Below are 25801 nucleotides of genomic sequence, written 5' to 3' on the forward strand. Positions count from 1 at the left end.
GTACCCTACCTTTAATTACAATTAGTTATCGAGAGGCTGACACCTTGAGTGACATGGCAAAAAATTTAATTCTGTGGCTTGTTATCGCAGTAGTGTTGATGTCGGTATTCCAGAGCTTCGGCCCTGGGGAAAGTAACGGCAGAGCAGTAGATTACACCACGTTTGTACAGGAAGTTGGCCAAGGCCAGATTCAAGACGCACAGTTCAATAACAGCGAAATCACTTTCACACGTCGTGGCGGTGGTGCTAAGTATGTAACTTACATGCCTGTTTATGATCAAAAGCTACTTGATGACTTAATTAATCAAAACGTAAAAGTTCAGGGCACCCCACCTGAAGAGCAGAGCCTACTTGGCACTATCTTCATCTCATGGTTCCCAATGATCTTACTGATTGGTGTGTGGATTTTCTTCATGCGTCAAATGCAAGGCGGTGGCGGCGGTAAAGGCGCGATGTCTTTCGGTAAGAGCAAAGCTCGTATGATGAGCGAAGAACAGATCAAAACGTTGTTTGCGGATGTTGCTGGTTGTGACGAAGCAAAAGAAGACGTGAAAGAATTGGTTGATTACCTTCGTGACCCAAGTCGTTTCCAAAAGCTGGGTGGTAAGATCCCTACAGGTATCCTGTTGGTTGGTCCTCCTGGTACAGGTAAAACGTTGCTTGCAAAAGCGATTGCTGGTGAAGCGAAAGTACCATTCTTTACTATTTCAGGTTCTGACTTCGTTGAAATGTTTGTGGGTGTTGGTGCATCTCGTGTACGTGACATGTTTGAACAAGCTAAGAAAGCAGCACCTTGTATCATCTTTATCGATGAGATCGATGCAGTAGGTCGTCAACGTGGCGCTGGTGTTGGTGGTGGTCACGATGAGCGTGAGCAAACACTGAACCAAATGCTGGTTGAGATGGATGGTTTCGAAGGTAACGAAGGTATTATCGTTATCGCAGCGACTAACCGTCCAGACGTACTAGACCCAGCACTACTTCGTCCTGGTCGTTTTGACCGTCAGGTTGTGGTTGGTCTACCAGACGTACGTGGCCGTGAGCAGATCCTTAAAGTACACATGCGTAAGGTTCCACTAGCAGGCGATGTTGAACCATCTCTTATTGCTCGTGGTACACCAGGCTTCTCAGGTGCAGACCTTGCGAACCTTGTGAACGAAGCAGCTCTATTTGCTGCTCGTGGTAACAAGCGCAATGTTTCTATGGTTGAGTTTGAACTTGCTAAAGACAAAATCATGATGGGTGCAGAGCGCCGTTCAATGGTAATGTCGGAAGAAGTGAAAGAGTCAACGGCTTACCACGAAGCGGGTCACGCGATTGTTGGTCGCCTAGTGCCAGAGCATGATCCAGTGTACAAAGTGTCAATCATTCCACGTGGTCGAGCGCTAGGTGTGACGATGTACCTACCAGAGCAAGATCGTGTGAGCATGTCTCGCCAACACCTAGAGTCTATGATTTCTAGCTTGTACGGTGGTCGTCTTGCTGAAGAACTTATTTACGGTAAAGACAAAGTGTCAACTGGTGCGTCTAACGATATCGAACGTGCAACTGATATTGCTCGTAAGATGGTTACGCAGTGGGGCTTCTCTGAGAAATTGGGTCCTCTTCTTTACGCAGAAGAAGAAGGCGAAGTTTTCCTAGGTCGCGGCATGAGCCAAGCTAAGCACGTTTCTGATGACACGACTAAGCTTATCGATGAAGAGATTCGTATCCTTATCGACCGTAACTACGATAGAGCTAAGAAGATTCTTGAAGATAACATGGATATCATGCATTCGATGAAAGACGCTCTAATGAAGTTCGAAACGATCGATGCAGGTCAAATTGATGACTTGATGGAGCGCAAGCAAGAGATTCGTGATCCAGCTGGTTGGGGTGATCAGGTAAAAGCTGAACCTACAAAGGAAGAAGCAAAACCTGAAGCTAAGGCAGAAGAAGCTAAAGCGGAACCTAAAGCTGAAGAGTCAAAAGTTGAAGAAGTTAAATCTGAATCAGATGATGCTCAAAACAAAGATTCTTAATCGCTAAACTATCAATTAAAACCCTGAGTACGCTCAGGGTTTTTCTGTTTATAGCCTATGGTGTTTTTCCCTTTAAGATCGGCCTTCCATGATATTAAAAGCAAATAATAAAATTCTCGTGTTAGATCGCCCACATGTGATGGGTATCCTCAATGTCACCCCAGATTCTTTCTCTGATGGTGGGAAATTTAACTCACTCGATAATGCCCTGCAGCAAGCTGAACGCATGATTCAAGCGGGCGTCAGCATTATCGATATTGGTGGTGAGTCAACTCGACCTGGCGCTCCTGATGTTTCATTAGAAGAAGAACTTGCGCGTGTCATCCCTGCTATTAAAGCCATTCGTGCCAAGTTTGATGTGTGGATCTCGATAGATACCAGTAAAGCGGAAGTGATGCGCCAAGCTGTTGAAGCGGGTGCTGATTTGATCAATGATGTGCGCGCTTTGCAAGAACCTGGAGCATTACAAGTCGCTGCTGATGCCAATGTTCCGATTTGTCTGATGCACATGAAAGGCCAGCCAAGAACCATGCAAGCTAACCCAAGTTATGATGATGTTCTTCAGGATGTAGAAGCATTCTTGCAAGAAAGGGTAGAAGCTTGTGAGGCGGTGGGTATTTCAAAAGAGCAGTTGATTCTTGATCCAGGCTTCGGTTTTGGTAAAACCATCGAACACAATTACCACCTATTAGTGCATCTTGAAAAGTTTCATTCGTTAGGCTTACCTGTTTTAGCGGGGATGTCGAGAAAGTCGATGATCTTTAAATTGCTAGATAAGGTTCCAGCCGACTGCATGGTCGCAAGCGTCACTTGCGCGACGATTGCGGCGATGAAAGGCGCACAAATTATTCGCGTTCATGATGTCGAGGAGACACTGGAAGCGATGAAAATAATCGAAGTGATGAATAACAATCACTAAATATAATTAAGGAAATTCACTATGTCTGATAAAAGACGTTATTTCGGCACAGATGGTGTGCGTGGCAAAGTAGGCCAGTACCCGATCACACCTGATTTTGTTCTGAAGCTTGGCTGGGCTGCTGGTCGTGTACTTGCAAAGCAAGGTACAAAGAAAGTTATTATCGGTAAAGATACGCGTATCTCTGGTTACATGTTGGAGTCTGCGTTAGAGGCAGGTCTTGCTGCTGCTGGTTTACAAGCGACGTTCACTGGTCCTATGCCAACACCTGCTGTTGCTTACCTAACACAAACATTCCGTGCTGAAGCGGGCATCGTAATCTCGGCTTCACACAACCCTTACTACGATAACGGTATTAAATTCTTCTCTTCTGAGGGCACTAAACTTCCAGATGATATCGAGTTGGCGATTGAAGCTGAACTTGATAAAGACATTGAGTGTGTTGACTCTTCTGAGCTTGGTAAAGCGGTTCGTCTAAACGATGCGGCAGGTCGTTACATTGAATTCTGTAAGAGCACGTTCCCGAATCAAATGACGCTTGCTGGCATGAAGATTGTTGTCGACTGTGCTCATGGCGCGACTTACCACATTGCTCCTGCAGTATTTAAAGAGCTAGGTGCTGAGGTTGTAGCTATTGGCGTTGAACCAAACGGTACCAACATTAACCACGAAGTGGGTGCGACTGATGTTCGTGCTCTACAAGCGAAAGTGCTAGAAGAAAAAGCCGCACTAGGCCTTGGCTTTGATGGTGACGGTGACCGTATCATCATGGTTGATGAGCTAGGTAATAAGGTAGATGGTGACCAAATTGCTTACATCATTGCTCGCGATGCGTTGCGTCGTGGTGAGTTGAAAGGTGGCGTTGTTGGTACACTGATGACCAACCTAGGTATGGAAAACGGCCTTAAGCAATTAGGTATTCCATTTGTGCGCGCTGCAGTTGGTGACCGTTACGTAATGGAACAACTGTTAGCAAAAGGCTGGAAGATCGGTGCTGAAAACTCAGGTCACGTTATCCTGCTAGATAAAGTGACTACTGGTGATGCTATCGTTGCAGCACTGCAAGTGCTTGCTTCAGTGGTTGGCAGTGAAATGACATTGAACGAGCTTTCTCAAGGCATGACGCTATACCCGCAAGTCTTAGAAAACGTTCGTTTCAGTGGTGATTCAAACCCACTGGAAGCTGAAGCTGTGAAAGCGGCAGTTGTCGAAGTAGAAGCTGAGCTTGGCGAGAAGGGTCGTGTGCTACTTCGTAAGTCTGGTACAGAGCCACTATTGCGCGTAATGGTTGAAGGTGAAGATGCTGATTTAGTTCAAGCTTCAGCACTTAAGATCGCAGATGCAGTAAAAGCGAATTGCTAATTTAGCGCCTTACTCAGCGAGTGCTATCAAGTATATCTACGAGTAACAAGGGTTAAATAGTATAAAGGTCAAAAGGGACATAAATGGGTTTTGTGTCGCTTTTGGCCTTTTTTTAACCGTTCACTTGGTAAAGGCTTATTTTTTAGCAAATTCTCCTTGTCAGCCATCGCCGCATTCGCTAATATTGCTCGGCCTTCAGTTAGGAGGTCGCTAGCCTTGTTCTTGAAAATAACTTTTTTGAACGGCGCTGGCTCAACAATTAGGAACATAGGTGGAAAAATGTTTACAGTTCTACTTGTGATTTACCTGTTGGCAGCGCTTGGTGTAATTGGCCTAGTGTTGATTCAACAAGGTAAAGGCGCAGATATGGGAGCCTCTTTCGGTGCTGGCGCTTCAAACACTGTGTTTGGTGCTAGTGGCTCAGGAAATTTCCTAACCCGAATGACTGCAATTTTTGCAACTACATTTTTTGTCCTTAGCTTAGTGCTTGGTAATATGTCTACACATAAAACTGAGTCACAGTGGATGGACCCGACTCAAGGTCAGGTTATCCAGCAAGCTGAAGACGCAGTGAGTGAAGTTCCGGCGCAAGGCGACGAGATTCCACAATAATCTGTAAAGATTTGATGCCGAGATGGTGAAATTGGTAGACACGCTAGCATGAGGTGCTAGTGCCTTAGGGTGTGAGGGTTCGAGTCCCTCTCTCGGCACCATGTTTACAAACTTGTAAAACATCTTGTTGGGCGTATAATGCTCGCAAGTCGGACGCGGGATGGAGCAGCTTGGTAGCTCGTCGGGCTCATAACCCGAAGGTCGTCGGTTCAAATCCGGCTCCCGCAACCAATTTTAAGTGCTATATTTAGTCTTGATTGGTAGCAAGTTTGCACAGTGTGAACCTCACTGTGAGTTAAGTGTGATATCAAATTTGATGGCACTTAGCATATAAGGGTCCAGCAACAAAAACCCCGGCTTATACGGGGTTTTTTGTTATCTAAGCATTTGTAAATGCGTTTAGATAATGTTTGCTTGGAATTTAAATTGGGCTTTGAGCCCTTTTTTTGTTTCTGGAGTGGTTAAATGACTGGTTTAGAAAGACAACTTACTGAAATGCTTGACGCTCCAGTAGCAGCATCAGGTTATGAGTTAGTTGGATTAGAATTTATTCGTGCTGGTGAGCACTCAACGCTACGTATTTACATCGATTCTCCAAACGGCATCAATGTAGACGACTGCGCTGAAGTTAGTCACCAAGTAAGTGCCGTAATGGATGTTGAAGATCCAATTTCAGTGGCTTATAACCTTGAAGTGTCTTCACCAGGTTTAGAGAGACCACTGTTCAAAGCAGAGCATTACCAACAATTTATTGGTCACGAGGTAAGCATCGTTTTGAAAATGGCTGTCGGCAACCGTCGTAAATGGAAAGGTGATATCCAATCTATTGAAGGCGAGACAGTAAAAGTATTGGTTGAAGGACAAGAAGAAGAATTCGTCCTAAGCAATATTGCGAAAGCGAACCTGATCCCTAAATTTTAGTTCTCCTAGAGAGAAGAGCTTAAGAGGCTAGATTAATGAACAAAGAAATTTTGGCGGTAGTAGAAGCTGTTTCTAATGAGAAAGCAGTTCCTCGTGAGCGTATTTTTGAAGCGCTTGAAATCGCGCTTGCAACGGCAACAAAAAAGAAAAGCGAACTAGAAATCGAAGTTCGTGTTGAAATCGACCGTAAAACAGGTGATTTCGAAACTTTCCGTCGCTGGGAAGCTGTTGAAGTTGTTGAAAACCCAACAAAAGAGATTTCTCTTGAAGCTGCTAAGTACGACGATCCAGAGATCGAACTTGGCGGTTTCATTGAAGATGACATCGAGTCAGTAACGTTTGACCGTATTACGACTCAAACTGCGAAGCAAGTTATCGTACAAAAAGTACGTGAAGCAGAGCGTGCTCAAATCGTTGAGCAGTTCATCGACAACGAAGGTGAGCTAGTAACTGGTGTGGTTAAGAAAGTTAACCGTGACACGATCATCCTAGACCTAGGTAACAACGCTGAAGCGGTAATCCTACGTGATGACCAACTTCCTCGTGAAAACTTCCGTCCAGGCGACCGTGTACGTGGTCTTCTATACGCAGTTAAACCTGAAGCTCGTGGCTTCCAGCTATTCATTACTCGCTCTAAGCCTGAAATGCTAGCTGAGCTATTCCGTGTTGAAGTACCTGAGATTGGTGAAGAGCTAATTGAACTTAAAGGTGCTGCACGTGACGCAGGTTCTCGTGCTAAAATCGCTGTGAAAACAAACGACAAGCGCATTGACCCAGTGGGCGCGTGTGTTGGTATGCGTGGTGCACGTGTACAAGCTGTATCTGGCGAGCTTGGCGGCGAGCGTATCGATATCGTTCTTTGGGACGATAACCCAGCTCAGTTCGTAATCAATGCAATGGCTCCAGCTGATGTTGCTTCTATCATCGTTGATGAAGATGCACACTCAATGGACATCGCTGTTGAAGCGGACAACCTAGCGCAAGCTATCGGCCGTAGCGGTCAAAACGTACGTCTAGCATCTCAACTGACTGGTTGGGAACTGAACGTAATGACGGTTGAAGACCTTCAGAAGAAACACCAAGAAGAAGCGGTTGCTTCGATTGAAAACTTCATGAAGCACCTAGACATCGAAGAAGACTTTGCTCAGCTACTTGTTGAAGAAGGTTTCTCTACGCTAGAAGAAGTGGCTTACGTACCAGTAAACGAACTTCTTGAAGTTGATGGCCTAGACGAAGGTATCGTTGAAGAACTACGTAACCGTGCAAAAGATGCACTAACGACTCTAGCACTTGCGAAAGAAGAGACGTTTGACGGTGTTGAACCTGCTGAAGACTTGCTAGCACTTGAAGGCCTAGAGCGTGAAATGGCTTACAAACTTGCAGCAAAAGGCGTGGCAACATTGGAAGACCTAGCTGACCAAGGCGTTGATGAACTAGAAGGCATTGAAGACCTAACTGCAGAACGTGCGGGTGAGCTAATTATGGCTGCACGTAACATCTGTTGGTTCGGCGACGAAGAATAATTCAGCAAGGAGAGAAAGCGGTATGACACAATTAACAGTTAAAGCACTGAGTGAAGAGATTGGTACGCCAGTTGACCGCTTAATTGAACAACTTGCTGATGCAGGCATGAAGAAATCAGGGTCGGATCAAGTAACTGATTCAGAGAAGCAAACATTGCTAACGCACCTTAAAAAGGAGCATGGCGATACTTCTGGTGAAGCAGAGCCGACTCGTTTAACTCTTCAACGCAAGACCCGCAGCACGCTAAGTGTTGCCGCTGGAGGCGGTAAGAGTAAGGATGTTCAAGTAGAGGTACGTAAAAAGCGTACTTACGTGAAGCGCAGCGCTATTGAAGATGAAGCGAAACGTGAAGCTGAGGAAGCAGCTAAGCGTGAAGCGGAAGAGAAAGCACGTCAAGAAGCTGAAGAGCTTGCGAAACGTGAAGCTGCAGAGAAAGCACAGCGCGAAGCTGATGAGAAAGCAAAACGTGAAGCGGATGCAAAACGTGATGCTGAAGAAAAAGCTCAACGCGCCCAAGCTGAAAAGGCTAAAAAAGACATGAATTCAAAAAATGCAGACGCTAACGCACAAGCGAAAAAAGAAGCGGATGAACTAAAAGCTCGTCAAGAGCAAGAAGCACAGCGTAAAGCTGAAGCTGAAGCGGCGAAGCTAGTTGAAGAAGCTCGTAAGCTAGCTGAAGAGAACGAAGCGCGCTGGTCTGAAGAAGAGCAGAAGAAGAAAGAACAAGAGAAGTCTGCGGACTACCACGTGACAACTTCTACTTACGCTCGTGAAGCTGAAGATGCAGCTGACCAGAAAGAAGAAAAAGCGCCTCGTCGTCGTAAGAAGAAAGCAGCTCCAGCTAACCAACCTGGCAACAACCGTGGTGGTCGTAACCAACGTGGTCGTGGTGCTAAAGGTAAGCTTGCTAAACCAACTTCAATGCAGCAAGGCTTCGATAAGTCAGCAACTGTTGCTAAGTCTGACGTTGCTATCGGCGAAACTATCGTTGTATCTGAACTGGCTAGCAAAATGTCAGTTAAAGCAACTGAAGTTATCAAAGTAATGATGAAGATGGGCGCTATGGCGACTATCAACCAAGTGATTGACCAAGAAACAGCACAACTTGTTGCTGAAGAAATGGGTCACAAGGTAATCCTACGTAAAGAAAACGAACTTGAAGAAGCAGTACTAGCAGACCGTGATAACGATGCTATCGCTGAAGGTCGTGCTCCAGTTGTTACTATCATGGGTCACGTTGACCACGGTAAAACATCGACACTTGACTACATTCGTAAAGCACACGTTGCTTCTGGCGAAGCTGGCGGTATCACGCAGCACATCGGTGCTTACCACGTAGATACTGACAACGGCATGATCACTTTCCTTGATACTCCTGGACACGCGGCGTTTACTGCTATGCGTGCACGTGGTGCTCAAGCGACAGATATCGTTGTACTAGTAGTGGCAGCAGACGATGGCGTAATGCCACAAACAATCGAAGCGATCCAGCACGCGAAAGCGGCAGGCGTTCCTCTGATTGTTGCTGTGAACAAGATCGATAAAGAGGGTGCAAACCCAGACAACGTTAAGAATGAGCTAGCTCAATACGACGTAATCCCTGAGGAATGGGGCGGTGAGAACATGTTCGTTCACATCTCTGCTAAACAGGGTACAAACATCGATGGTCTTCTAGAAGCAATCCTTCTTCAATCTGAAGTTCTTGAACTGACTGCAGTTAAAGAAGGCATGGCATCTGGCGTTGTTGTTGAATCTCGTCTTGATAAAGGTCGTGGTCCAGTTGCAACAGTCCTAGTTCAGTCTGGTACTCTAAACAAAGGCGACATCGTTCTTTGTGGTCAAGAGTACGGCCGAGTTCGTGCAATGCGCGATGAAAACGGTAAAGAAGTAGTGACAGCAGGTCCTTCTATCCCAGTAGAGATCCTAGGTCTTTCTGGTGTACCAGCTTCAGGTGATGAAGCAACAGTAGTACGTGATGAGCGTAAAGCTCGTGAAGTTGCGAACTACCGTCAAGGTAAATTCCGTGAAGTGAAACTAGCTCGTCAACAGAAAGCGAAACTAGAGAACATGTTCTCTAACATGGCTGCTGGTGAAGTTGCTGAACTGAACGTAGTACTTAAAGCTGACGTTCAAGGTTCTGTAGAAGCAATTGCTGACTCTCTACTGAAACTATCAACTGACGAAGTTAAAGTGAACATCGTAGGTTCTGGTGTTGGTGGTATTACTGAAACTGATGCAACACTTGCAGCAGCTTCTAACGCTATCATCCTTGGTTTCAACGTTCGTGCTGATGCAACTGCGCGTAACACGGTTCAGAACGAAAACCTAGATCTACGTTACTACTCAATCATTTACCAACTGATCGACGAAGTGAAACAGGCAATGGGCGGTATGCTTGCTCCTGAATTCAAACAAGAGATCATTGGTCTTGCTGAAGTACGTGACGTATTTAAGTCACCTAAACTTGGCGCGATCGCTGGTTCTATGGTTACTGAAGGCGTAATTAAGCGTAACAACCCAATCCGCGTACTACGCGACAACGTTGTTATCTACGAAGGTGAACTTGAGTCACTTCGTCGCTTCAAAGACGACGTTCAAGAAGTTAAGAATGGTTACGAGTGTGGTATCGGTGTTAAGAACTACAACGACGTACGCGTTGGTGACCAGATCGAAGTATTCGAAATCGTTGAGGTTAAACGTACTCTAGACTAATCGTCTGTACGACTCGACATATTGACTAAGGTTACTAACATTACTAGTAAAGGTAAGAAGTAATCGGTTGTTGAATACACCATGGGGGGCTGGTAATTACCAAGCCCCCCATCTTTCTAAGTGAGAAAAGAAAATGTCAAAAGAATTTAGCCGCACACAACGTGTGTCTCAGCAGCTTCAAAAAGAGCTTGCTCTTATCCTACAACGTGAAGTTCGTGACTCACGTATCGGTATGGTAACGATCTCAGACGTAGAAGTGTCTCGTGACCTTGCGTACGCAAAAGTTTTCGTTACTTTCCTATGTATTGGTGAGCAAACACCTGAATCATGCCTTGCTGCTCTTAAAGAGCACGAAGTGCCAATCCGTATGGCGCTAGGCAAGCGTATTCGTCACCGTCTAACACCTGAAGTACGTTTTACTTACGACAACACACTAGTAGAAGGCATGCGTATGTCTAACCTAGTAAGTGAAGTTCTGAATGACGACAAGCGTAAGCAAGAAGCAGCAGGCCGCACTGACGAAACTCAGTCTAAGGGCGAAGAGTAATGGCTCGCCGTCGTAAAGGTCGCCCTATTAATGGGGTAATTCTGTTAGATAAGCCAACTGGCATTTCATCTAATGATGCACTGCAAAAAGTAAAGCGTATTTACTTTGCAGAGAAGGCGGGGCACACAGGTGCACTGGATCCTCTTGCGACTGGCATGCTGCCAATCTGTCTTGGTGAAGCAACAAAATTCTCTCAGTTTCTTCTAGATTCTGATAAGCGCTACGTTGTGATTGCTAAGCTTGGTGAGCGTACCAATACTTCAGACTCTGATGGTGAAGTGGTTGAAACTCGTGAAGTGAATGTGACTCAAGAGCAACTTGAGCGTTGCATTGAAAGCTTCAAAGGTGAAACTGACCAAGTTCCGTCAATGTTCTCTGCATTGAAGTACCAAGGCAAGCCACTGTACGAGTACGCTCGTGCTGGTATCGAAGTGCCACGTGAATCACGTAAGATCACGGTCTACTCGATTGATCTGCTTCGCTTTGAAGGTGATGAAGTTGAGATGGAAGTGCACTGTTCGAAAGGTACTTACATCCGTACGATCACGGATGACCTTGGCGAAATGCTAGGTTGTGGTGCTCACGTCACTATGCTTCGTCGTACTGGTGTTGCGAAATACCCTTACGAGCGCATGGTAACATTAGAGCAGCTTAACGAGATCTTAGATCAAGCACAGGAGCAAGATATTGCACCTAAAGAGCTGCTTGACCCGCTATTGATGCCAATGGATACTGCCGTTGAAGATCTACCCGAAGTTAATTTGAATGCGGAACTGACTGACCTAGTTCAGCACGGTATGCCTGTTCAAGTTGCTGGTGCGCCAACAGAAGGTACGGTTCGCATGACAAGCGGTGAAGAAAAGCTGTTTGTTGGTGTTGCTCAGATTGCTGACGATGGTCGAGTTGCACCGAAACGTTTGGTTGTTTTCAGAGATGAAGAGCCACAAGCGTAACGCTGATACCGAGTTAGGTATTGGTGTTTAGCCTTGAAAAGCGAATCAATAAAGTAGAAAGCGAACGCTTAATTTAAGCGCTTCGCTTTTTTCGTTTCTAAGGCCATCGATTGTTATTGCACCAAATGACAAACTTCCCTATAATCCTCGGCTCGCGTAGCGGCTGAATCAGAGATTGGCTGCTACAAATATTAAACTACTCTTATCAGGAGAGAATTATGTCTCTGAATGCAGAAACTAAAGCAGCAATCGTTGCAGAATACGCGCGCTCTGAAGGCGACACAGGTTCACCAGAAGTACAAGTAGCACTACTTACTGCTTCTATCAACCACCTACAAGGTCACTTCAAAGCTCACAAAGGCGATCACCACAGCCGTCGTGGTCTTCTACGTATGGTTTCTAGCCGTCGTAAGCTTCTTGACTACCTGAAAGGTAAAGACCTTTCTCGTTACCAAGACCTAATCAAGCGCCTAGGCCTACGTCGCTAATAGCGATGTCTGCAAAGACTGTTTGAAGAAAAAGGAGCATTTATTGCTCCTTTTTTTGTACCTGAAAGACAGAGTTTGAGCTATTTCACGGAGCTTTTTCAGTACGAAAATATCCCTGTATATAAAAATAGTTTATACTATGCCTCGCTTGTACAGCTAACTGTATAGGTATTATACGACCCAGAAGTTACAGTCACAGATGTCGGCCAATAGGTCGCGACTATTCAAAGTGGATGTACGCTGTATTTTTTTCAATACAGCGAATCAATTCCGTCTGCTTCGACTAGTCGCGATTGGTGATTTTTGGGTTTCAACTTACTGACTCTAAAGAACAATCTTTAGATAAAGGAAATACAATGTTTGAGAAACCAGTTGTAAAAACGTTTCAGTACGGTAACCACACAGTTACTCTAGAAACTGGCGTTATTGCTCGTCAAGCTACTGCAGCAGTTATGGTAACAATGGACGATACTTCAGTATTCGTATCTGTTGTTGGTAAAAAAGAAGCGGTACAAGGTCAAGACTTTTTCCCTCTAACGGTTAACTACCAAGAGCGTACATACGCTGCTGGTAAAATCCCAGGTGGCTTCTTCAAGCGTGAAGGTCGTCCATCAGAAGGCGAAACACTAACGGCTCGTCTAATCGACCGTCCAATTCGTCCTCTTTTCCCAGATGCATTCAAGAACGAAGTTCAAGTTATCGCTACAGTAATGTCTGTAAACCCAGACGTTCAGCCTGACATGGTAACAATGATCGGTACTTCTGCAGCACTTGCTATCTCTGGTATCCCGTTCAACGGTCCTATCGGTGCAGCACGTGTTGGTCACATCGACGGTCAACTAGTACTTAACCCAAGCAACACTGAGCTAGAAACGTCTAAGCTTGACCTTGTTGTTTCTGGTACTGCTGGTGCGGTTCTAATGGTTGAGTCTGAAGCAGACAACCTTACAGAAGAAGAGATGCTATCAGCGGTAGTATTTGGTCACGATCAACAACAAGTTGTTATCAACGCGATCAACGAATTCGCAGCTGAAGTTGCTACTCCTGCATGGGATTGGGTTGCTCCAGAAGAGAACACTGCGCTTAACACTCGCATCGCTGAGCTTGCAGAAGCTAAGCTAGTTGAAGCTTACCAAATCACAGAGAAAATGACTCGTTACGACCGTATCCACGAGATCGCGGCTGAAGTTAACGAAGTACTAGTATCTGAAGACGAAGAAGTAAACCTAAAAGAAGTTCACTCTATCTTCCACGACCTAGAGAAAACAGTGGTACGTCGCAGCATCATCGCTGGTAACCCACGTATCGATGGCCGTGAAAAAGACATGGTTCGTGCACTAGACGTTCGTACTGGCGTTCTTCCACGTACTCACGGTTCTTCTCTATTCACTCGTGGTGAAACTCAAGCTATCGTTACTGCTACGCTTGGTACACAGCGTGACGCTCAAATCATCGATGAGCTAACAGGCGAGCGTAAAGATAACTTCCTACTACACTACAACTTCCCTCCATACTGTGTTGGCGAAACTGGTTTTGTAGGTTCTCCTAAGCGTCGTGAAATCGGCCACGGTAAACTAGCTAAGCGTGGTATCGCTGCAGTAATGCCTTCCGTTGATGAGTTCCCATACACAGTTCGTGTTGTATCGGAAATCACTGAATCTAACGGTTCTTCTTCAATGGCTTCTGTATGTGGTACATCTCTAGCACTTATGGACGCTGGTGTTCCAATCAAGTCTTCTGTTGCGGGTATCGCAATGGGCCTTGTTAAAGAAGGCGATGACTTCGTAGTTCTTTCTGACATCCTTGGTGACGAAGACCACCTAGGTGACATGGACTTTAAAGTAGCAGGTACTAACGACGGTATCACTGCACTTCAAATGGACATCAAGATCGAAGGTATCACTAAAGAGATCATGCAAATTGCTCTTAACCAAGCGCAAGGTGCACGTAAGCACATCCTTTCTGTAATGGATGAAGCTATCTCTGGTGCTCGTGAAGATATCTCTGAGTTCGCTCCACGTATCCACACAATGAAAATCAGCTCTGATAAGATCAAAGATGTTATCGGTAAAGGCGGTGCAGTTATCCGTGCTCTTTGTGAAGAAACAGGTACTACGATCGAAATCGAAGACGACGGCACAATCAAGATTGCTGCTACTGAAGGCGCTGCTGCTAAAGAAGCTATCCGTCGTATCGAAGAGATCACAGCTGAAGTTGAAGTTGGCCGCATTTACCAAGGTAAAGTTGCTCGCCTAGCTGACTTCGGTGCATTCGTAACTATCCTTCCAGGTAAAGATGGTCTAGTACACATCTCTCAAATCGCTGACAAGCGCGTTGAGAAAGTGTCTGACTACCTAACTGAAGGTCAAGAAGTTCCTGTTAAGGTTCTTGAGATTGACCGTCAAGGCCGTGTACGTCTAAGCATGAAAGAAGCAGTTGAAACGCCGGCTGAAGGCGAAGCACCTGCTGCTGAGTAATTCTCAGTGTGTCGATAGTAATATCGCTTTTTAGTGATTTTTAACCTATCGTCAACAAAGCATGTTATAAAGGGGAGCATATCGCTCCCCTTTTTAATTGCGGTCATAACAGGAGTAATTATTTGTGAAATGGTTTCAAACCGCGAGTATGTGTGTACTGCTTGTACTAACTGGTTGTGCAACAACATCAGATAACGCCTCAAGTTGGGTTTACCCGCCAATGGCTGTGCCTTTACAACCGAGCGTCCAGCAAGAAGTTCAGATTGCACGTTTGAGTCAGCTACTACAGCGCCCAGATCTGAATGATGAAGTTAGAGCTAAGATGCTGTTTGAACGTGGTAACTACTACGACAGTGTCGGCCTAAGGGATTTAGCGCGTTTAGACTTTAATCAATCTCTTTCATTGAACCCAGCTCAGCCTGATATCTTCAACCTTTTGGGTGTCTACTTTACGCAAGTGGGGGAGTTTGATGCGGCTTATGAATCTTTCGACTCTACGCTCGAGCTTGATCCTGCGAATTCATATGCAGAGAGAAACCGCGCTATCGCACTCTACTATGGGGAGCGTTACGACTTAGCCAATGAAGAAATGATGAAGCATTACGCCGATGATCCGAGTGATCCATTCCGCGCGCTTTGGTTATACATCATTCAGCATGAGCTAACGCCTGAACAAGCTAAGCTTGACCTGCAAAAACGTTATGAGAATCATGACGAGCAGTGGGGCTGGGTATTGGTCGCTATCATGCTCGATGACATCACTGAAGAGCAGGCATTCAAAGCGATCTTAACGGGTACTCGTGACAATACGTTGCTGGCACAGCGCTTAACCGAGACATACTTCTATCTGGCTAAGCGTTACCACATGAACGGTGACTACGCGAATGCGATCTCTTTGTATAAGTTGTCGGTCTCTTTTAACGTATTTGAATACGTAGAGCATCGTTACTCTTTCCTAGAGTTAAGCCGTATTTTCACTACGCTAAAAGCAGAGCACCTCGCTCAAGTTAAGCTGGCTGAGGCAGAGCAAGAAGCTGATGCCCGCTAAATAGATTATTTCTACTATCAAAGCCACTGCCAGTCAGCGGCTTTTTTGTGCCTAATTTTTATGATCTTTGTCTCGTTTTGGATTGCTTTTTATTTAAACAGGATTAAAATAGTTAGCCTTGCTAACTAAATGCCATTCTTTGATTGGGTGAGTATGCTAAACCAGAATTTAGAGAAGATAGAACGCTTCGCCTCGAAAGTATGGCGAACACAGGTAAATGAAGATCCTATCTGTCAGTTGAGCTTCAACGAATATGATTACTTGAAGGTGATTCAAGCGTCTCCTGAGCCGATTCGATTGACCGACCTTGCTATTGAAATGCAGGTGACCAAGCCTTCAGCGACGACTATGGTACAAAGGCTCGAGAGAAAAGGCCTTGTGGAGCGTAAGGCGTCACTGGAAGACGCGAGATCTAAACTCGTGGTACTGACACATAAAGCAGAACTAGGTTTAGAAGAAGAGAGCAAGATCTATCAGATGATGGCACAAATACTGGAAAGCCGTTTGTCTGATCAAGAGTCTACGCAACTGAATCAGTTATTAGACAAAGCGTTGAAATAATTAATTTAGATATTTAGTTAGTCTTATTAACTAACTTATCGAGTCATATCCCACTGATATGTGACTTACAATGAAAGTAGAGTAAGAAATGAGTAACTCAATTAGTCGTCAATTTTGGCGATACACAATCCCAACGGTTGCGGCGATGCTAGTTAATGGCCTCTACCAAGTTGTGGATGGCATCTTTATCGGTCGTTATGTCGGCGCTGATGGACTTGCAGGCATCAACGTCGCTTGGCCGGTGATCGGTTCGATTCTTGGCCTAGGTATGTTGGTGGGTGTCGGTACTGGTGCTCTGGTATCGATTCGCCAAGGTGAAAAAGATACTCAAGGTGCTAAGCAGATCTTAGCTACGGGTTTGACTTTGTTGTTAGCTATAACCCCTATTGTTTCAGTCTTGCTGTATCTGTTTGCTGATAACTTTTTGCTTTGGCAAGGCGCAGAAGGGCGAGTGTATGAGCTTGGTTTGCAGTACTTACACATCTTGATTGGCGCCAGCGTGTTTACCTTGGGTTCTATCGCGATGCCGTTTCTACTGCGTAACGACGATAGCCCGAACTTAGCGACTATCCTGATGATTATTGGTGCGGTCATTAATATTGTTCTGGATTACTTGCTTATTGCTCTATTTGGATGGGAGTTGATGGGCGCCGCATTGGCTACAGCGGTTGCTCAGTTTGTGGTAACGGCTTTGGGTCTCGCTTACTTCTTTTCACGCCGTGCAAACCTACGTTTACGTTGGAGCGAGTTGAGATTGAAGCTTGCAGTAATCCCACAGATTTTCGCGATTGGTACATCAAGCTTTTTTATGTACGCTTATGGCTCAATGATGGTGGCATTGCACAACGCTTTGTTCTCTCAATATGGCGACCAGTTGATGATTGGTGCTTACGCTATTTTGGGCTACATCGTGACGGTTTATTACCTCACTGCGGAAGGTATCGCTAACGGTATGCAGCCATTGGTGAGCTACAACCATGGTGCACGTAACCAAGCGAATATTCGCAAGTTGCTTAAGATTGCGATGTCGAGTTCTGTGTTGATTGGTATCGCGTTTGTGTTGTTATTGAACGTATTCCCACGTGAGTTTGTTTCAGTGTTTAACTCGGACGAACCTCAGCTCGTTGAGTACACCGTATTGGGTATTCGACTGCACATGTTCGCATTGGCGCTTGATGGCTTCTTAGTGGTTGCGGGGGCTTACTACCAGGCGGTGAACAAAGGTAGTAAGGCTATGTTCGTGACGGTAGGTAACATGCTGATTCAACTGCCGTTCCTGTACATTATGCCTAAGTTGTATGGTGTGCCGGGGATCTGGATTGCGTATCCACTGTCTAATATCGCGTTGAGCGCGGTGGTGATGGTGATGCTCTACAAAGATGTAAAGAAGCTCGGCGCCTCGCCGATGGAAACCGCAACGGCATAGGTCGATTTTCTTGAGACAAACTAAAAGGTCTAGCATGTGCTAGACCTTTTTCGTTTTGAAAATCGCTTCGTTTTGAAACTAGTATTTAGATGTTTTTAACGTCTAAACCTGCAAGCTGATGCCAGTAGCCATTACACTGGCGGCTCTCAATCTTCATTGGTTTTTGGCCCTGTTCGTTGGCTCTGAAGTTATTGATTTCAGAGAAGGTATCAACACCAAGTGGGCTTAAACGAACCACATCCACTAAGTCATGCATGTTTGGTAAGTCATTCACCAAGTTGTAGCAGTAGCCAGATTGAGTCTGAATGCCGTTAAGGTTGAAGACAGACTGACCCTCTTGGCTCTCAACTTGAAGGCCTGTTGGGTATTTGATACAGCAGGTTTCACAATCGTCTTTGGCTTTGTTTTCTGCACGAGCTGTAAAGCAGCGAGCTGAATATGCTAGTGGTAAGTAGCCGTGGCTAAATACTTCGACTTCAAACTTGTTGCGGATGTTGAGCTCGTCACACTGTGCCATCACATTACTTAGCCATTCACGAGAAAGTTCAACCGGCATACACCAGCGTGTCATACCTTGCTTTAAGAATAAGTTCAGCGTGCGTGCGTTGTAGGTGTTTACTGCTGGGCCAACTACGAATGGTACTTTGCTTTCGCTTGCCAGTTGAATGGCAGACACATCGTTCGCTTCAATCGCAAAGTCACCGTTATCAATGTACTTCTTCATGATGTTGACTTCGCTAGGCGCTTCGAGCAGTGCCATGGTCGACAGTACCACTTGCTTACCTGATGCAGACAGCTCTTTAGCGATGTCCATCCAGTGTTTTGCTTTCATCTCGCGACGCTTTGAACATACGGCTTCACCTAGGTAGATGATGTCTGCTGAGCTTGATTTTGCTTGCTCATAGAAGCTTTCAACGTCTTGTTTTGGCCAAAAATAAAGTAGAGGGCCTAATGCGTATTTCATTGAGTTCTCCAGTTGGCTCTATTGCCATTTACGGTGATAAGCGCCAAGCGTGGTTTGTGTACCTTCAGATACATTCGCTAGTGTCGCATTCCAAGCTTGTTCTACTTGGTACTGTTCAGGGTTTGCTAAGTAGCGGTCGATGGCAGCACGCCAAGTACGAGTCACTTGTTCTACATAAGCGGGGCTGCGTTGACGACCTTCAATCTTCACTGAAGCGACCTTAGCTGCGAACAATTCAGGCAGCATGGATAGCGTGTTAAGGCTCGTTGGCTCTTCGAGTGCATGATAACGCTTACGTTCACCATCGATATCGGCTTCAAAACGGCCTTTACATAACGTTGGGTATCCTGCGTTTTCACCTGCCACGTACTTATCGATAAGGATCTCATTCAAACGAGATTCTAGGCCGGTTTCTGTCTCTTGCCAGCGAACGTATTTCGCTGGAGAACAAGCACCAACCGTGTTCGGTGACTCACCCGTCATGTATGAAGATAGGTAGCAACGGCCTTCAGCCATGATACATAAACTACCGAAAGCGAATACTTCGAGGTCAACGTCAGAAGTGATGTTGCGAGAAAGCTGTTTGACCTGATGAATCGACAATACGCGCGGCAGTACGACACGTTTTACGTTGAAGTTCTTATGGTAGAAGTCGATCGCAGCGGCATTGGTTGCAGAAGCTTGAACTGATAGGTGCAGTTCTAGATCTGGATATTTGTTTGCAGCGTACTCAAGTACAGCAATGTCAGCGATGATCAGTGCATCAACCCCGAGAGCTGCTGCGTTGTCCACGGCGTTAGTCCAACGTTCGAAGCCATTTGGGTGAGCAAACGTATTTAAAGCAACATGAATTTTCTTGTTGTGGTCATGTACATACTGCACAGCACGATCGAGCTTTTTACCCGCAAAGTTAAGGCCTGCAAAGTGTCGGGCATTGGTATCGTCTTTGAATCCGATATAAACAGCATCCGCACCGCAATCAATGGCGGTTTTCAAAGCAGGTAAGTTACCCGCTGGGCATAAGAGTTCCATTTGCTCACTACCAGTAGAATTAAGTTGAAGCGGGCATTTTATGAAGAATTATGAATGACAGAATTGATGTAAGGCAGGTTTAGATGGATAAATCTGCTTTTACTCCGTTTGAGGTACTGACGAGTGTTGATTTGTGTGTCGTTTTTCTGAAAAGAGGAGAGGGCTTGAATCGTGTAATTAGTTCTTATGACGACGGTTTTGTGCGAACAACTCTTCGACATCTTGTTTTGGTTGTGGACGATAGAAGTGGAAACCTTGAATCGAGCTGCAGTTGAGGTTCGACAATAGCGTCGCTTGCTCACTGGTCTCGACACCTTCTGCAACCACGGTTAAATCGAGGGATTTGCCGAGGTTGATGATGTTTTCAATCACAGTGATCTGTTTTGGAAGGATATCGATATCTGAGATGAAAGCACGGTCTATTTTCAGCTCATCAATTGGGAAGCGAGCTAGGTAAGACAGAGAAGAGTAACCAGTACCAAAATCATCGATGGAGAGAGCAAAACCGAGCTTTTTAATCGCGTTAAGCATTTGTACAGTGTGTTCACTGTCACTCATTACTGCACTTTCAGTGAGCTCAAAGGTAATCGCACTTGGGTCTAGCTCAGTCGAGCGTAGTAACTTCTCCATGTAATCAATCAGTTTAGGGTTGCCAAACTGTTCTGGAGAAAGGTTGATTGCCACACGACCAGGTAGAATCCCTTGCATCTTCCAACGCTTAACGGTCGCAAAGACTTCGCGCATGACTACACGGCCAAGTTGTTCAATAAGACCAGCTCGCTCTGCTACTGGGATAAACGCGGCTGGGCTGATATAGCCTTCAACAGGGTGTTTCCAACGAACTAGAGCTTCTGCACCATTGATGGTGAAGTCACGGGCGTTTACTTTTGGTTGATACCAAACCTCGAGCCCGTTTTGTTGCAGCGCCTTCTGAAGCTCTATCTCAAGCCACAGTCGCATGCGTGCTTCTTTGTTCATCTGCTCGTTGAACTTAATTAAGCGGTTACGACCACGATCTTTGGCTTCATACATCGCGGTATCGGCATTTTGCAGCAAGATACGCGCATCGGTGCCGTCTTGAGGAAAGCGTACGCTACCAATCGAGCAAGCTAGGCGCTTACTAAAATGGTGAAGGTCAAAAGGCTGATTGATCAGTGAAATGATCTTTTCTGCTAGTGTTTCTGCGGTTCTAGGGTGTTCCGGTTCTGGCAGAATGATACCAAATTCATCGCCGCCTAAATGGCCGACCACCGCTTGACGAGGCAGTAATCGTTTAAGGCGTGAAGCCACTTCTTTGATCACTTTATCGCCAATGTGGTGCCCTAACGAGTCATTGATATTCTTAAAGTTATCAATATCCAAGTACATCATGACAACCGGTGTATCGTTGTGAATGAATTGCTCTAGGCGCTTGGTAAAACCGACTCGATTGTAGAGTTTAGTCAGCGCGTCTATGTAGGCATCTTCACTATTGGCTGGTGTGTATTGTTTGGTTGCCTCTTGAGCGTCTTGAATGAGTACCAGTTGGGTGCTGCTTCCAAGAATAGCGGTTGAGTCTATGTGCAGTTGAACTTTACGTTCGAAGCCGCATCGGGCACCCGTTAAGCAAATCAAACCAGACTCAGAAATAATAGAGCTGAGGCTGTTATTGAAGACTGTTTTGGTTTGTTCATCGATAAATAAGCGTCCTAACTCTTCACCAATCAATTCGGTGGTGGAGTTAAAACCAAGCAGGCGTGCAGCTGCTGGGTTAGACGACAAAATGTAGTCGTTTTCAACCAGCAGTAGCCCGTCGGGTAGCAGTTGAGAGAGCTTATGGAATTTTGCTTCGGATTCTTCTAAAGAACGAACCAGTACTTGATTTTCTGACGTATCGAAGGCGTGGAAGACGATGTAATCCGTATTCTTACTATTGGTCAGTGGAGACAAGCTAAAGTGGAGGCTAGTATCAAGGTCTGTTTCGTTGAGGGTGACTTCGGCTTCAATGGTTTCGCCGTTGAATGCGCGTTCGTAGTAAGGCTTTAGGTGTTGATAGAATTGTTCGCCTAAGGTTTGGCGGTCGTTCATGCCTGCAAGTTCAGCTTGGCTCAAACCAGCAATATCGCAATAACGCTCATTCACCATAAAGTAGTTATGTTGAGCATCAAGCACTGCAAAAAAGAAAGGGCTGTTTGCAGTTAGCTGGGTAAACCAATGTTGTAGTTGCTGGGGAGGCATCAAAGTACTACCAATTCTCCAAGTGCTTGATTATTCACAATCGATAAATGGTTATTACTTTTGTGTGGTTATCGATATTTACCTGTGAGTGCAGCGAGCCGCTGTAATTCTCATTACCTGAATTACTATAACTGTGATTTTCAGGATATTAAAGGTCGGGCATCAAACAGAAGTTAATTTGATACATAACAGTAACTGAGATCTTAACATCATCTATGATGCATTCCATATTATTGACAAAGTTACGGATAAGTCACGTGATAAACAAGATTCACACTCAACTAGTTCAAAATGCCGCATCAATTTTGCGATCTCCAGTCCAGTTATTGCCTAAAACAGTACAAAAAAGAGCCTTATTAGAGGGGCTTAAGAACGTATTCAAAGAGGCGCTAGAAGACGGTGACTTTGAGTTCCTAGAAGATAAATGGCTTAAAGTCTCGATAAAGGATATGGGGTTAAGTTGGTGTATTAGCTACCAAAATGAGCAACTGGTTGTAGCAGATAAAGAGGTTGCTGAAGATGTAAGCTTTAGCGGGAATCTCAATGATCTTGTACTGATTGCGGGGCGTAAAGAAGACCCAGATACGCTTTTCTTCCAGCGTAGACTGTCTATTGAAGGCGATACCGAGCTCGGTTTAGAAGTCAAAAACTTGATGGACAGCGTAGATTTAGACTTATTGCCAACTCCCTTGAAAACTTTGTTAAATCAATTAGCTGATTTTGTGCAGAAGGGAGTACAATCCCCGGATACACAAAGTGAGGTAATGAATGCTTATTCGAACTGAAGCACCGGCAGATATACTTGTCATTGATCGTTTATTGAAATCTGTTTTTGAAACGGATGCAGAAGCCAACCTGGTTATGAGCTTGCGTGAGAATAGTCATTTAACGCTGTCGCTGGTGGCTTGTTCTGATGAAGGCAAGGTTGTTGGGCACCTGATGTTTAGCCCGATCACGCTACATGGTGACGATCATAACTGGCAAGGGCTTGCTCCGCTTGCAGTGAAAGAAGAGTTTCGCAATCAAGGTATTGCCAAAGCACTGGTTGAAGATGCTTTCTCTACTTTGGTTGATTTTGGTTACCCAGCCTGTGTCGTGCTTGGCGATCCTACGTACTACGGTCGTTTTGGTTTCAAAGCCGCGAGCGAATTTGGTTTGAGTTGCGCTTGGGATGTACCTGAAGGTGCTTTTCAAGCCATTGAGTTGGTTGAAGGTGCACTTACTGGGCATGCTGGTGAAGTGGCTTACAGCCAAGAATTCAATGAGTTATAAGGCTACTTCTCACGCAATATGATGCAAACTGATTTAGTCTAAATAAAGGAGCTTGATGCTCCTTTATTTTTTGTTAGTATCAGCCCAACTCTCATAAGCGGTTTTGAAGTTCGTTCAAACAAACCGCCGACCACCAACCTAAGGTTATAACCCTAGATATGTCACAAACACACGCACAGTACCTGCAAGAGATGGGCATAAGCCAATGGGAGCTTAGTCATCCAGAACGTTTGGCGGGTTATGAATCAAAACTGACTCCGCTAGCGAGCGATTGCAAGTTACTGTTGGTTTCGCCTGAAAAACCTCAGGGCGAGCTCGCAGTGATGTTTGAGCGTGTGCTGAAAAGTATCAAGCTTGATTTATCTCAGGCACTACATATTCAGCCTCAACACCTAACCTCTATCGAACTTGGTGATGTTGAATGGGTGTGGTTTGCAGGTTGTGAATCGACTCAAGAGATTAAAGCTAAAACACTGCAATCCCCATTGTTGTCCGACATCAATGGCAATAACCAACATCGCCGAGACTTATGGCAACAAATTTGTGCATATGACTAATCAATTTTTACCGACTTCATCACATCATCTAGACGCTATTTGGCAGATAGAACAGGATGCGCACTCTCATCCATGGTCAGAAAATATGATCCGAGATCTCGATAGCCGAGGCGCTTGTCATCATGTTCTTGAAGTCGATGGGCGAGTCGTCGGCTATTTCTTCGCGCAGAATATCGTTGGTGAAGTAACGCTATTAAATATTGCTGTGGATCCAAGCCAACAAGGCAAAGGCTACGGTAAAGCGCTGACTGAGCACTTCCTAGATATGTGTGAACAGGCTGACGCGGAAAGTGCTTGGCTGGAAGTTCGCGAAAGTAATGTGAACGCGTTTAATCTTTACGAAAAGGTTGGCTTTAATGAGGTGGACCGCCGTCGTAACTATTACCCAACCAAGCAAGGACAAGAAGACGCCATCATTATGAGCTATCTTTTTATGTCTTTTAACTAGTCATCTTGTCGCTTTTCGCTAAGCAGAGAATAAGTGACAAATAGGGTGCAAACTGACCCTTTAGAAAGTGACACGCTTTCTGTATAATCCGCACACAGAATTCAAGGGCAAGTATTATCTACTTGCCCTTTTTACGCTTTAGATCAGCAAAGGGCGACTATGTCTTTCCAACAAGAAGTGAGCAAACGTAGAACGTTTGCAATTATCTCTCACCCGGATGCGGGTAAAACCACGATTACTGAAAAAGTTCTTTTATTCGGAAACGCGATTCAGAAAGCGGGTACCGTAAAAGGCCGTGGCTCTAACCAGCACGCTAAATCTGACTGGATGGAGATGGAAAAAGAACGTGGTATCTCGGTAACTACGTCGGTAATGCAATTCCCATACAATGATTGCCTAGTAAACCTACTCGATACTCCAGGACACGAAGATTTCTCGGAAGATACATACCGTACATTAACGGCGGTTGACTCTTGTTTGATGGTTATCGATGCTGCGAAAGGTGTCGAGGATCGTACTCGTAAACTGATGGAAGTAACGCGTCTACGTGATACACCAATCGTAACGTTTATGAACAAACTTGACCGTGACGTTCGTGACCCTATGGAAGTGCTTGATGAAGTAGAAAGCGAGCTAGGTATGGCTTGTGCTCCAATTTCATGGCCAATCGGTTGTGGTAAAGAGTTTAAAGGTGTTTACCACATTCACCGTGACGAAACGATCTTGTACGAATCTGGCCACGGCCACGAGATCCAAGAAGTTCGTATCATCAAAGGTTTAGATAATCCTGATCTAGATGAAGCGGTAGGCGCTGATCTAGCGGAAAGCGTACGTGAAGAGCTAGAGCTTGTTATCGGTGCTTGTCCTGAGTTTGATCACGATCTGTTCCTTGCTGGTGAGCTAACACCTGTTTACTTCGGTACCGCACTGGGTAACTTTGGTGTTGACCATATGCTTGATGGCTTAACGAAGTGGGCTCCGGCACCGCAAACTCGTCAAGCTAACGAGCGTGATGTTGTTGCGACAGAAGAGAAGTTCTCTGGTTTCGTATTTAAGATTCAAGCAAACATGGACCCTAAACACCGTGACCGTATCGCTTTCATGCGTATCGTATCTGGTACTTACAGCCAAGGTATGAAGATGAACCATGTTCGTACCGGTAAGAACGTTAGTATTTCTGATGCGGTAACTTTCATGGCGGGTGACCGTGCACGTGCTGAAAAAGCGTATGCAGGTGACATTATCGGTCTACACAACCACGGCACAATTCAGATTGGTGATACCTTTACTCAAGGTGAGAACCTGAAGTTCTCTGGTATTCCAAACTTTGCGCCTGAGCTATTCCGCCGTATTCGTCTACGTGATCCTCTGAAGCAGAAGCAACTTCTAAAAGGCTTGGTTCAGCTTTCAGAAGAGGGCGCAGTGCAAGTATTCCGCCCTATGCAGAACAACGACCTGATCGTTGGTGCGGTTGGTGTACTTCAGTTCGACGTGGTTGTAGCGCGCTTGAAAGCAGAATACAACGTAGAAGCTATCTACGAAGGTGTTAACGTTGCAACAGCTCGTTGGGTTGAGTGTGATGACGCTAAGAAACTGGAAGAGTTCAAACGTAAGAACCAATCTAACCTGGCGCTAGATGGTGGTGATAACCTGTCTTACATCGCACCAACGATGGTGAACCTGAACCTAGCTTCAGAACGTTTCCCTGACGTTAAGTTCCGAGCGACACGCGAGCACTAA

22 protein-coding genes and 2 tRNA genes are annotated in these 25801 nt (G+C 45.3%); 21 read left to right on the forward strand and 3 right to left on the reverse strand.

Annotated features, from left to right (window positions below; translation table 11 throughout):
* The first annotated feature begins 53 nt into the window (after positions 1-53).
* The 16 genes from ftsH (at position 54) to JC606_RS01165 (ending at position 17571) form a co-directional block, all read left to right on the forward strand.
* Positions 54-2021: an ATP-dependent zinc metalloprotease FtsH gene (gene ftsH / locus JC606_RS01090; protein ID WP_137407264.1), complete on the forward strand. Its 1968-nt coding sequence runs from the start codon at positions 54-56 to the stop codon at positions 2019-2021.
* Between the two features lie 88 nt (positions 2022-2109).
* Positions 2110-2940 carry a dihydropteroate synthase gene (gene folP, locus JC606_RS01095; protein ID WP_137407265.1) on the forward strand — a complete coding sequence of 277 codons (831 nt, stop codon included), beginning with the start codon at positions 2110-2112 and terminating at the stop codon, positions 2938-2940.
* Positions 2941-2961: 21 nt separating this feature from the next.
* Positions 2962-4302, forward strand: coding sequence for a phosphoglucosamine mutase (gene glmM, locus JC606_RS01100; protein WP_004738259.1), 1341 nt, complete (start codon positions 2962-2964; stop codon positions 4300-4302).
* 279 nt (positions 4303-4581) lie between these two features.
* Entirely contained in the window at positions 4582-4914 is a 333-nt protein-coding gene (gene secG, locus JC606_RS01105) for a preprotein translocase subunit SecG (RefSeq protein WP_061032508.1), read from the forward strand.
* Between the two features lie 16 nt (positions 4915-4930).
* Positions 4931-5015 (forward strand) — tRNA-Leu (locus JC606_RS01110).
* A 53-nt stretch (positions 5016-5068) separates the two neighbouring features.
* Positions 5069-5145, forward strand: a tRNA-Met gene (locus JC606_RS01115).
* Between the two features lie 234 nt (positions 5146-5379).
* Positions 5380-5835, forward strand: coding sequence for a ribosome maturation factor RimP (rimP, locus tag JC606_RS01120; RefSeq protein ID WP_004738265.1), 456 nt, complete (start codon positions 5380-5382; stop codon positions 5833-5835).
* Between the two features lie 35 nt (positions 5836-5870).
* Entirely contained in the window at positions 5871-7358 is a 1488-nt protein-coding gene (gene nusA / locus JC606_RS01125) for a transcription termination factor NusA (RefSeq protein WP_008218818.1), read from the forward strand.
* Between the two features lie 22 nt (positions 7359-7380).
* Positions 7381-10071: a translation initiation factor IF-2 gene (infB, locus tag JC606_RS01130; protein WP_008218816.1), complete on the forward strand. Its 2691-nt coding sequence runs from the start codon at positions 7381-7383 to the stop codon at positions 10069-10071.
* Positions 10072-10204: 133 nt separating this feature from the next.
* On the forward strand, positions 10205-10618 hold the full coding sequence (rbfA, locus tag JC606_RS01135; protein WP_004738271.1) for a 30S ribosome-binding factor RbfA: 414 nt from the start codon (positions 10205-10207) through the stop codon (positions 10616-10618).
* The gene (gene truB, locus JC606_RS01140) at positions 10618-11571 is read left to right on the forward strand and encodes a tRNA pseudouridine(55) synthase TruB (protein ID WP_137407267.1); all 954 of its coding nucleotides are present in this window, start codon (positions 10618-10620) and stop codon (positions 11569-11571) included. The genes rbfA and truB overlap by 1 nt, the downstream gene beginning before the upstream one ends.
* A gap of 218 nt (positions 11572-11789) precedes the next feature.
* Positions 11790-12059 carry a 30S ribosomal protein S15 gene (gene rpsO, locus JC606_RS01145; protein ID WP_004740633.1) on the forward strand — a complete coding sequence of 90 codons (270 nt, stop codon included), beginning with the start codon at positions 11790-11792 and terminating at the stop codon, positions 12057-12059.
* 356 nt (positions 12060-12415) lie between these two features.
* Entirely contained in the window at positions 12416-14536 is a 2121-nt protein-coding gene (gene pnp, locus JC606_RS01150; protein ID WP_008218809.1) for a polyribonucleotide nucleotidyltransferase, read from the forward strand.
* Between the two features lie 124 nt (positions 14537-14660).
* A complete protein-coding gene (nlpI, locus tag JC606_RS01155; protein WP_198777624.1) occupies positions 14661-15584 on the forward strand; it encodes a lipoprotein NlpI in 924 nt (307 codons plus the stop codon).
* Positions 15585-15737: 153 nt separating this feature from the next.
* The gene (locus JC606_RS01160; protein WP_137407268.1) at positions 15738-16145 is read left to right on the forward strand and encodes a MarR family winged helix-turn-helix transcriptional regulator; all 408 of its coding nucleotides are present in this window, start codon (positions 15738-15740) and stop codon (positions 16143-16145) included.
* 88 nt (positions 16146-16233) lie between these two features.
* Positions 16234-17571 carry an MATE family efflux transporter gene (locus JC606_RS01165; protein WP_137407269.1) on the forward strand — a complete coding sequence of 446 codons (1338 nt, stop codon included), beginning with the start codon at positions 16234-16236 and terminating at the stop codon, positions 17569-17571.
* 85 nt (positions 17572-17656) lie between these two features.
* On the opposite strand, the gene JC606_RS01170 is transcribed toward JC606_RS01165, so the two are convergent.
* The 3 genes from JC606_RS01170 to JC606_RS01180 form a co-directional block, all read right to left on the reverse strand.
* Positions 17657-18535 carry a U32 family peptidase gene (locus JC606_RS01170; RefSeq protein ID WP_198777625.1) on the reverse strand — a complete coding sequence of 293 codons (879 nt, stop codon included), beginning with the start codon at positions 18533-18535 and terminating at the stop codon, positions 17657-17659.
* An 18-nt stretch (positions 18536-18553) separates the two neighbouring features.
* Positions 18554-19567, reverse strand: coding sequence for a ubiquinone anaerobic biosynthesis protein UbiU (gene ubiU / locus JC606_RS01175; protein ID WP_105025489.1), 1014 nt, complete (start codon positions 19565-19567; stop codon positions 18554-18556).
* 177 nt (positions 19568-19744) lie between these two features.
* Positions 19745-21784 (reverse strand): bifunctional diguanylate cyclase/phosphodiesterase, encoded by a 2040-nt coding sequence (locus JC606_RS01180; RefSeq protein ID WP_198777626.1) that lies wholly within the window; start codon positions 21782-21784, stop codon positions 19745-19747.
* 257 nt (positions 21785-22041) lie between these two features.
* Between JC606_RS01180 and ubiT the strand changes: the two genes are divergently transcribed.
* The 5 genes from ubiT (at position 22042) to prfC (ending at position 25801) form a co-directional block, all read left to right on the forward strand.
* On the forward strand, positions 22042-22569 hold the full coding sequence (gene ubiT, locus JC606_RS01185) for a ubiquinone anaerobic biosynthesis accessory factor UbiT (protein WP_170222434.1): 528 nt from the start codon (positions 22042-22044) through the stop codon (positions 22567-22569).
* Positions 22553-23056 carry a GNAT family N-acetyltransferase gene (locus JC606_RS01190; protein ID WP_137407273.1) on the forward strand — a complete coding sequence of 168 codons (504 nt, stop codon included), beginning with the start codon at positions 22553-22555 and terminating at the stop codon, positions 23054-23056. Before ubiT ends, JC606_RS01190 begins: the two co-directional genes overlap by 17 nt.
* Positions 23057-23214: 158 nt before the next feature.
* Positions 23215-23613, forward strand: coding sequence for a DNA polymerase III subunit psi (locus tag JC606_RS01195; RefSeq protein ID WP_137407274.1), 399 nt, complete (start codon positions 23215-23217; stop codon positions 23611-23613).
* Positions 23606-24061, forward strand: a complete 456-nt coding sequence (rimI, locus tag JC606_RS01200) for a ribosomal protein S18-alanine N-acetyltransferase (RefSeq protein ID WP_137407275.1) — start codon at positions 23606-23608, stop codon at positions 24059-24061. Before JC606_RS01195 ends, rimI begins: the two co-directional genes overlap by 8 nt.
* 159 nt (positions 24062-24220) lie before the next feature.
* Entirely contained in the window at positions 24221-25801 is a 1581-nt protein-coding gene (gene prfC / locus JC606_RS01205; RefSeq protein WP_004740621.1) for a peptide chain release factor 3, read from the forward strand.

The sequence above is a fragment of the Vibrio sp. IB15 genome (assembly GCF_016406055.1).
GTDB lineage: Bacteria > Pseudomonadota > Gammaproteobacteria > Enterobacterales > Vibrionaceae > Vibrio > Vibrio chagasii.

What these genes read in the sequence shown, in the direction of transcription:
- ubiU (WP_105025489.1), bottom strand. Translation starts at nt 19,567, where the DNA reads ATGGAACTCTTATGCCCAGCGGGTAACTTACCTGCTTTGAAAACCGCC.
- folP (WP_137407265.1), top strand. Translation starts at nt 2,110, where the DNA reads ATGATATTAAAAGCAAATAATAAAATTCTCGTGTTAGATCGCCCACAT.
- rbfA (WP_004738271.1), top strand. Translation starts at nt 10,205, where the DNA reads ATGTCAAAAGAATTTAGCCGCACACAACGTGTGTCTCAGCAGCTTCAA.
- JC606_RS01170 (WP_198777625.1), bottom strand. Translation starts at nt 18,535, where the DNA reads ATGAAATACGCATTAGGCCCTCTACTTTATTTTTGGCCAAAACAAGAC.
- ftsH (WP_137407264.1), top strand. Translation starts at nt 54, where the DNA reads ATGGCAAAAAATTTAATTCTGTGGCTTGTTATCGCAGTAGTGTTGATG.
- JC606_RS01165 (WP_137407269.1), top strand. Translation starts at nt 16,234, where the DNA reads ATGAGTAACTCAATTAGTCGTCAATTTTGGCGATACACAATCCCAACG.
- JC606_RS01180 (WP_198777626.1), bottom strand. Translation starts at nt 21,784, where the DNA reads ATGCCTCCCCAGCAACTACAACATTGGTTTACCCAGCTAACTGCAAAC.
- rimP (WP_004738265.1), top strand. Translation starts at nt 5,380, where the DNA reads ATGACTGGTTTAGAAAGACAACTTACTGAAATGCTTGACGCTCCAGTA.
- JC606_RS01160 (WP_137407268.1), top strand. Translation starts at nt 15,738, where the DNA reads ATGCTAAACCAGAATTTAGAGAAGATAGAACGCTTCGCCTCGAAAGTA.
- nusA (WP_008218818.1), top strand. Translation starts at nt 5,871, where the DNA reads ATGAACAAAGAAATTTTGGCGGTAGTAGAAGCTGTTTCTAATGAGAAA.
- rimI (WP_137407275.1), top strand. Translation starts at nt 23,606, where the DNA reads ATGACTAATCAATTTTTACCGACTTCATCACATCATCTAGACGCTATT.
- truB (WP_137407267.1), top strand. Translation starts at nt 10,618, where the DNA reads ATGGCTCGCCGTCGTAAAGGTCGCCCTATTAATGGGGTAATTCTGTTA.
- secG (WP_061032508.1), top strand. Translation starts at nt 4,582, where the DNA reads ATGTTTACAGTTCTACTTGTGATTTACCTGTTGGCAGCGCTTGGTGTA.
- rpsO (WP_004740633.1), top strand. Translation starts at nt 11,790, where the DNA reads ATGTCTCTGAATGCAGAAACTAAAGCAGCAATCGTTGCAGAATACGCG.
- JC606_RS01190 (WP_137407273.1), top strand. Translation starts at nt 22,553, where the DNA reads ATGCTTATTCGAACTGAAGCACCGGCAGATATACTTGTCATTGATCGT.
- glmM (WP_004738259.1), top strand. Translation starts at nt 2,962, where the DNA reads ATGTCTGATAAAAGACGTTATTTCGGCACAGATGGTGTGCGTGGCAAA.
- prfC (WP_004740621.1), top strand. Translation starts at nt 24,221, where the DNA reads ATGTCTTTCCAACAAGAAGTGAGCAAACGTAGAACGTTTGCAATTATC.
- JC606_RS01195 (WP_137407274.1), top strand. Translation starts at nt 23,215, where the DNA reads ATGTCACAAACACACGCACAGTACCTGCAAGAGATGGGCATAAGCCAA.
- infB (WP_008218816.1), top strand. Translation starts at nt 7,381, where the DNA reads ATGACACAATTAACAGTTAAAGCACTGAGTGAAGAGATTGGTACGCCA.
- pnp (WP_008218809.1), top strand. Translation starts at nt 12,416, where the DNA reads ATGTTTGAGAAACCAGTTGTAAAAACGTTTCAGTACGGTAACCACACA.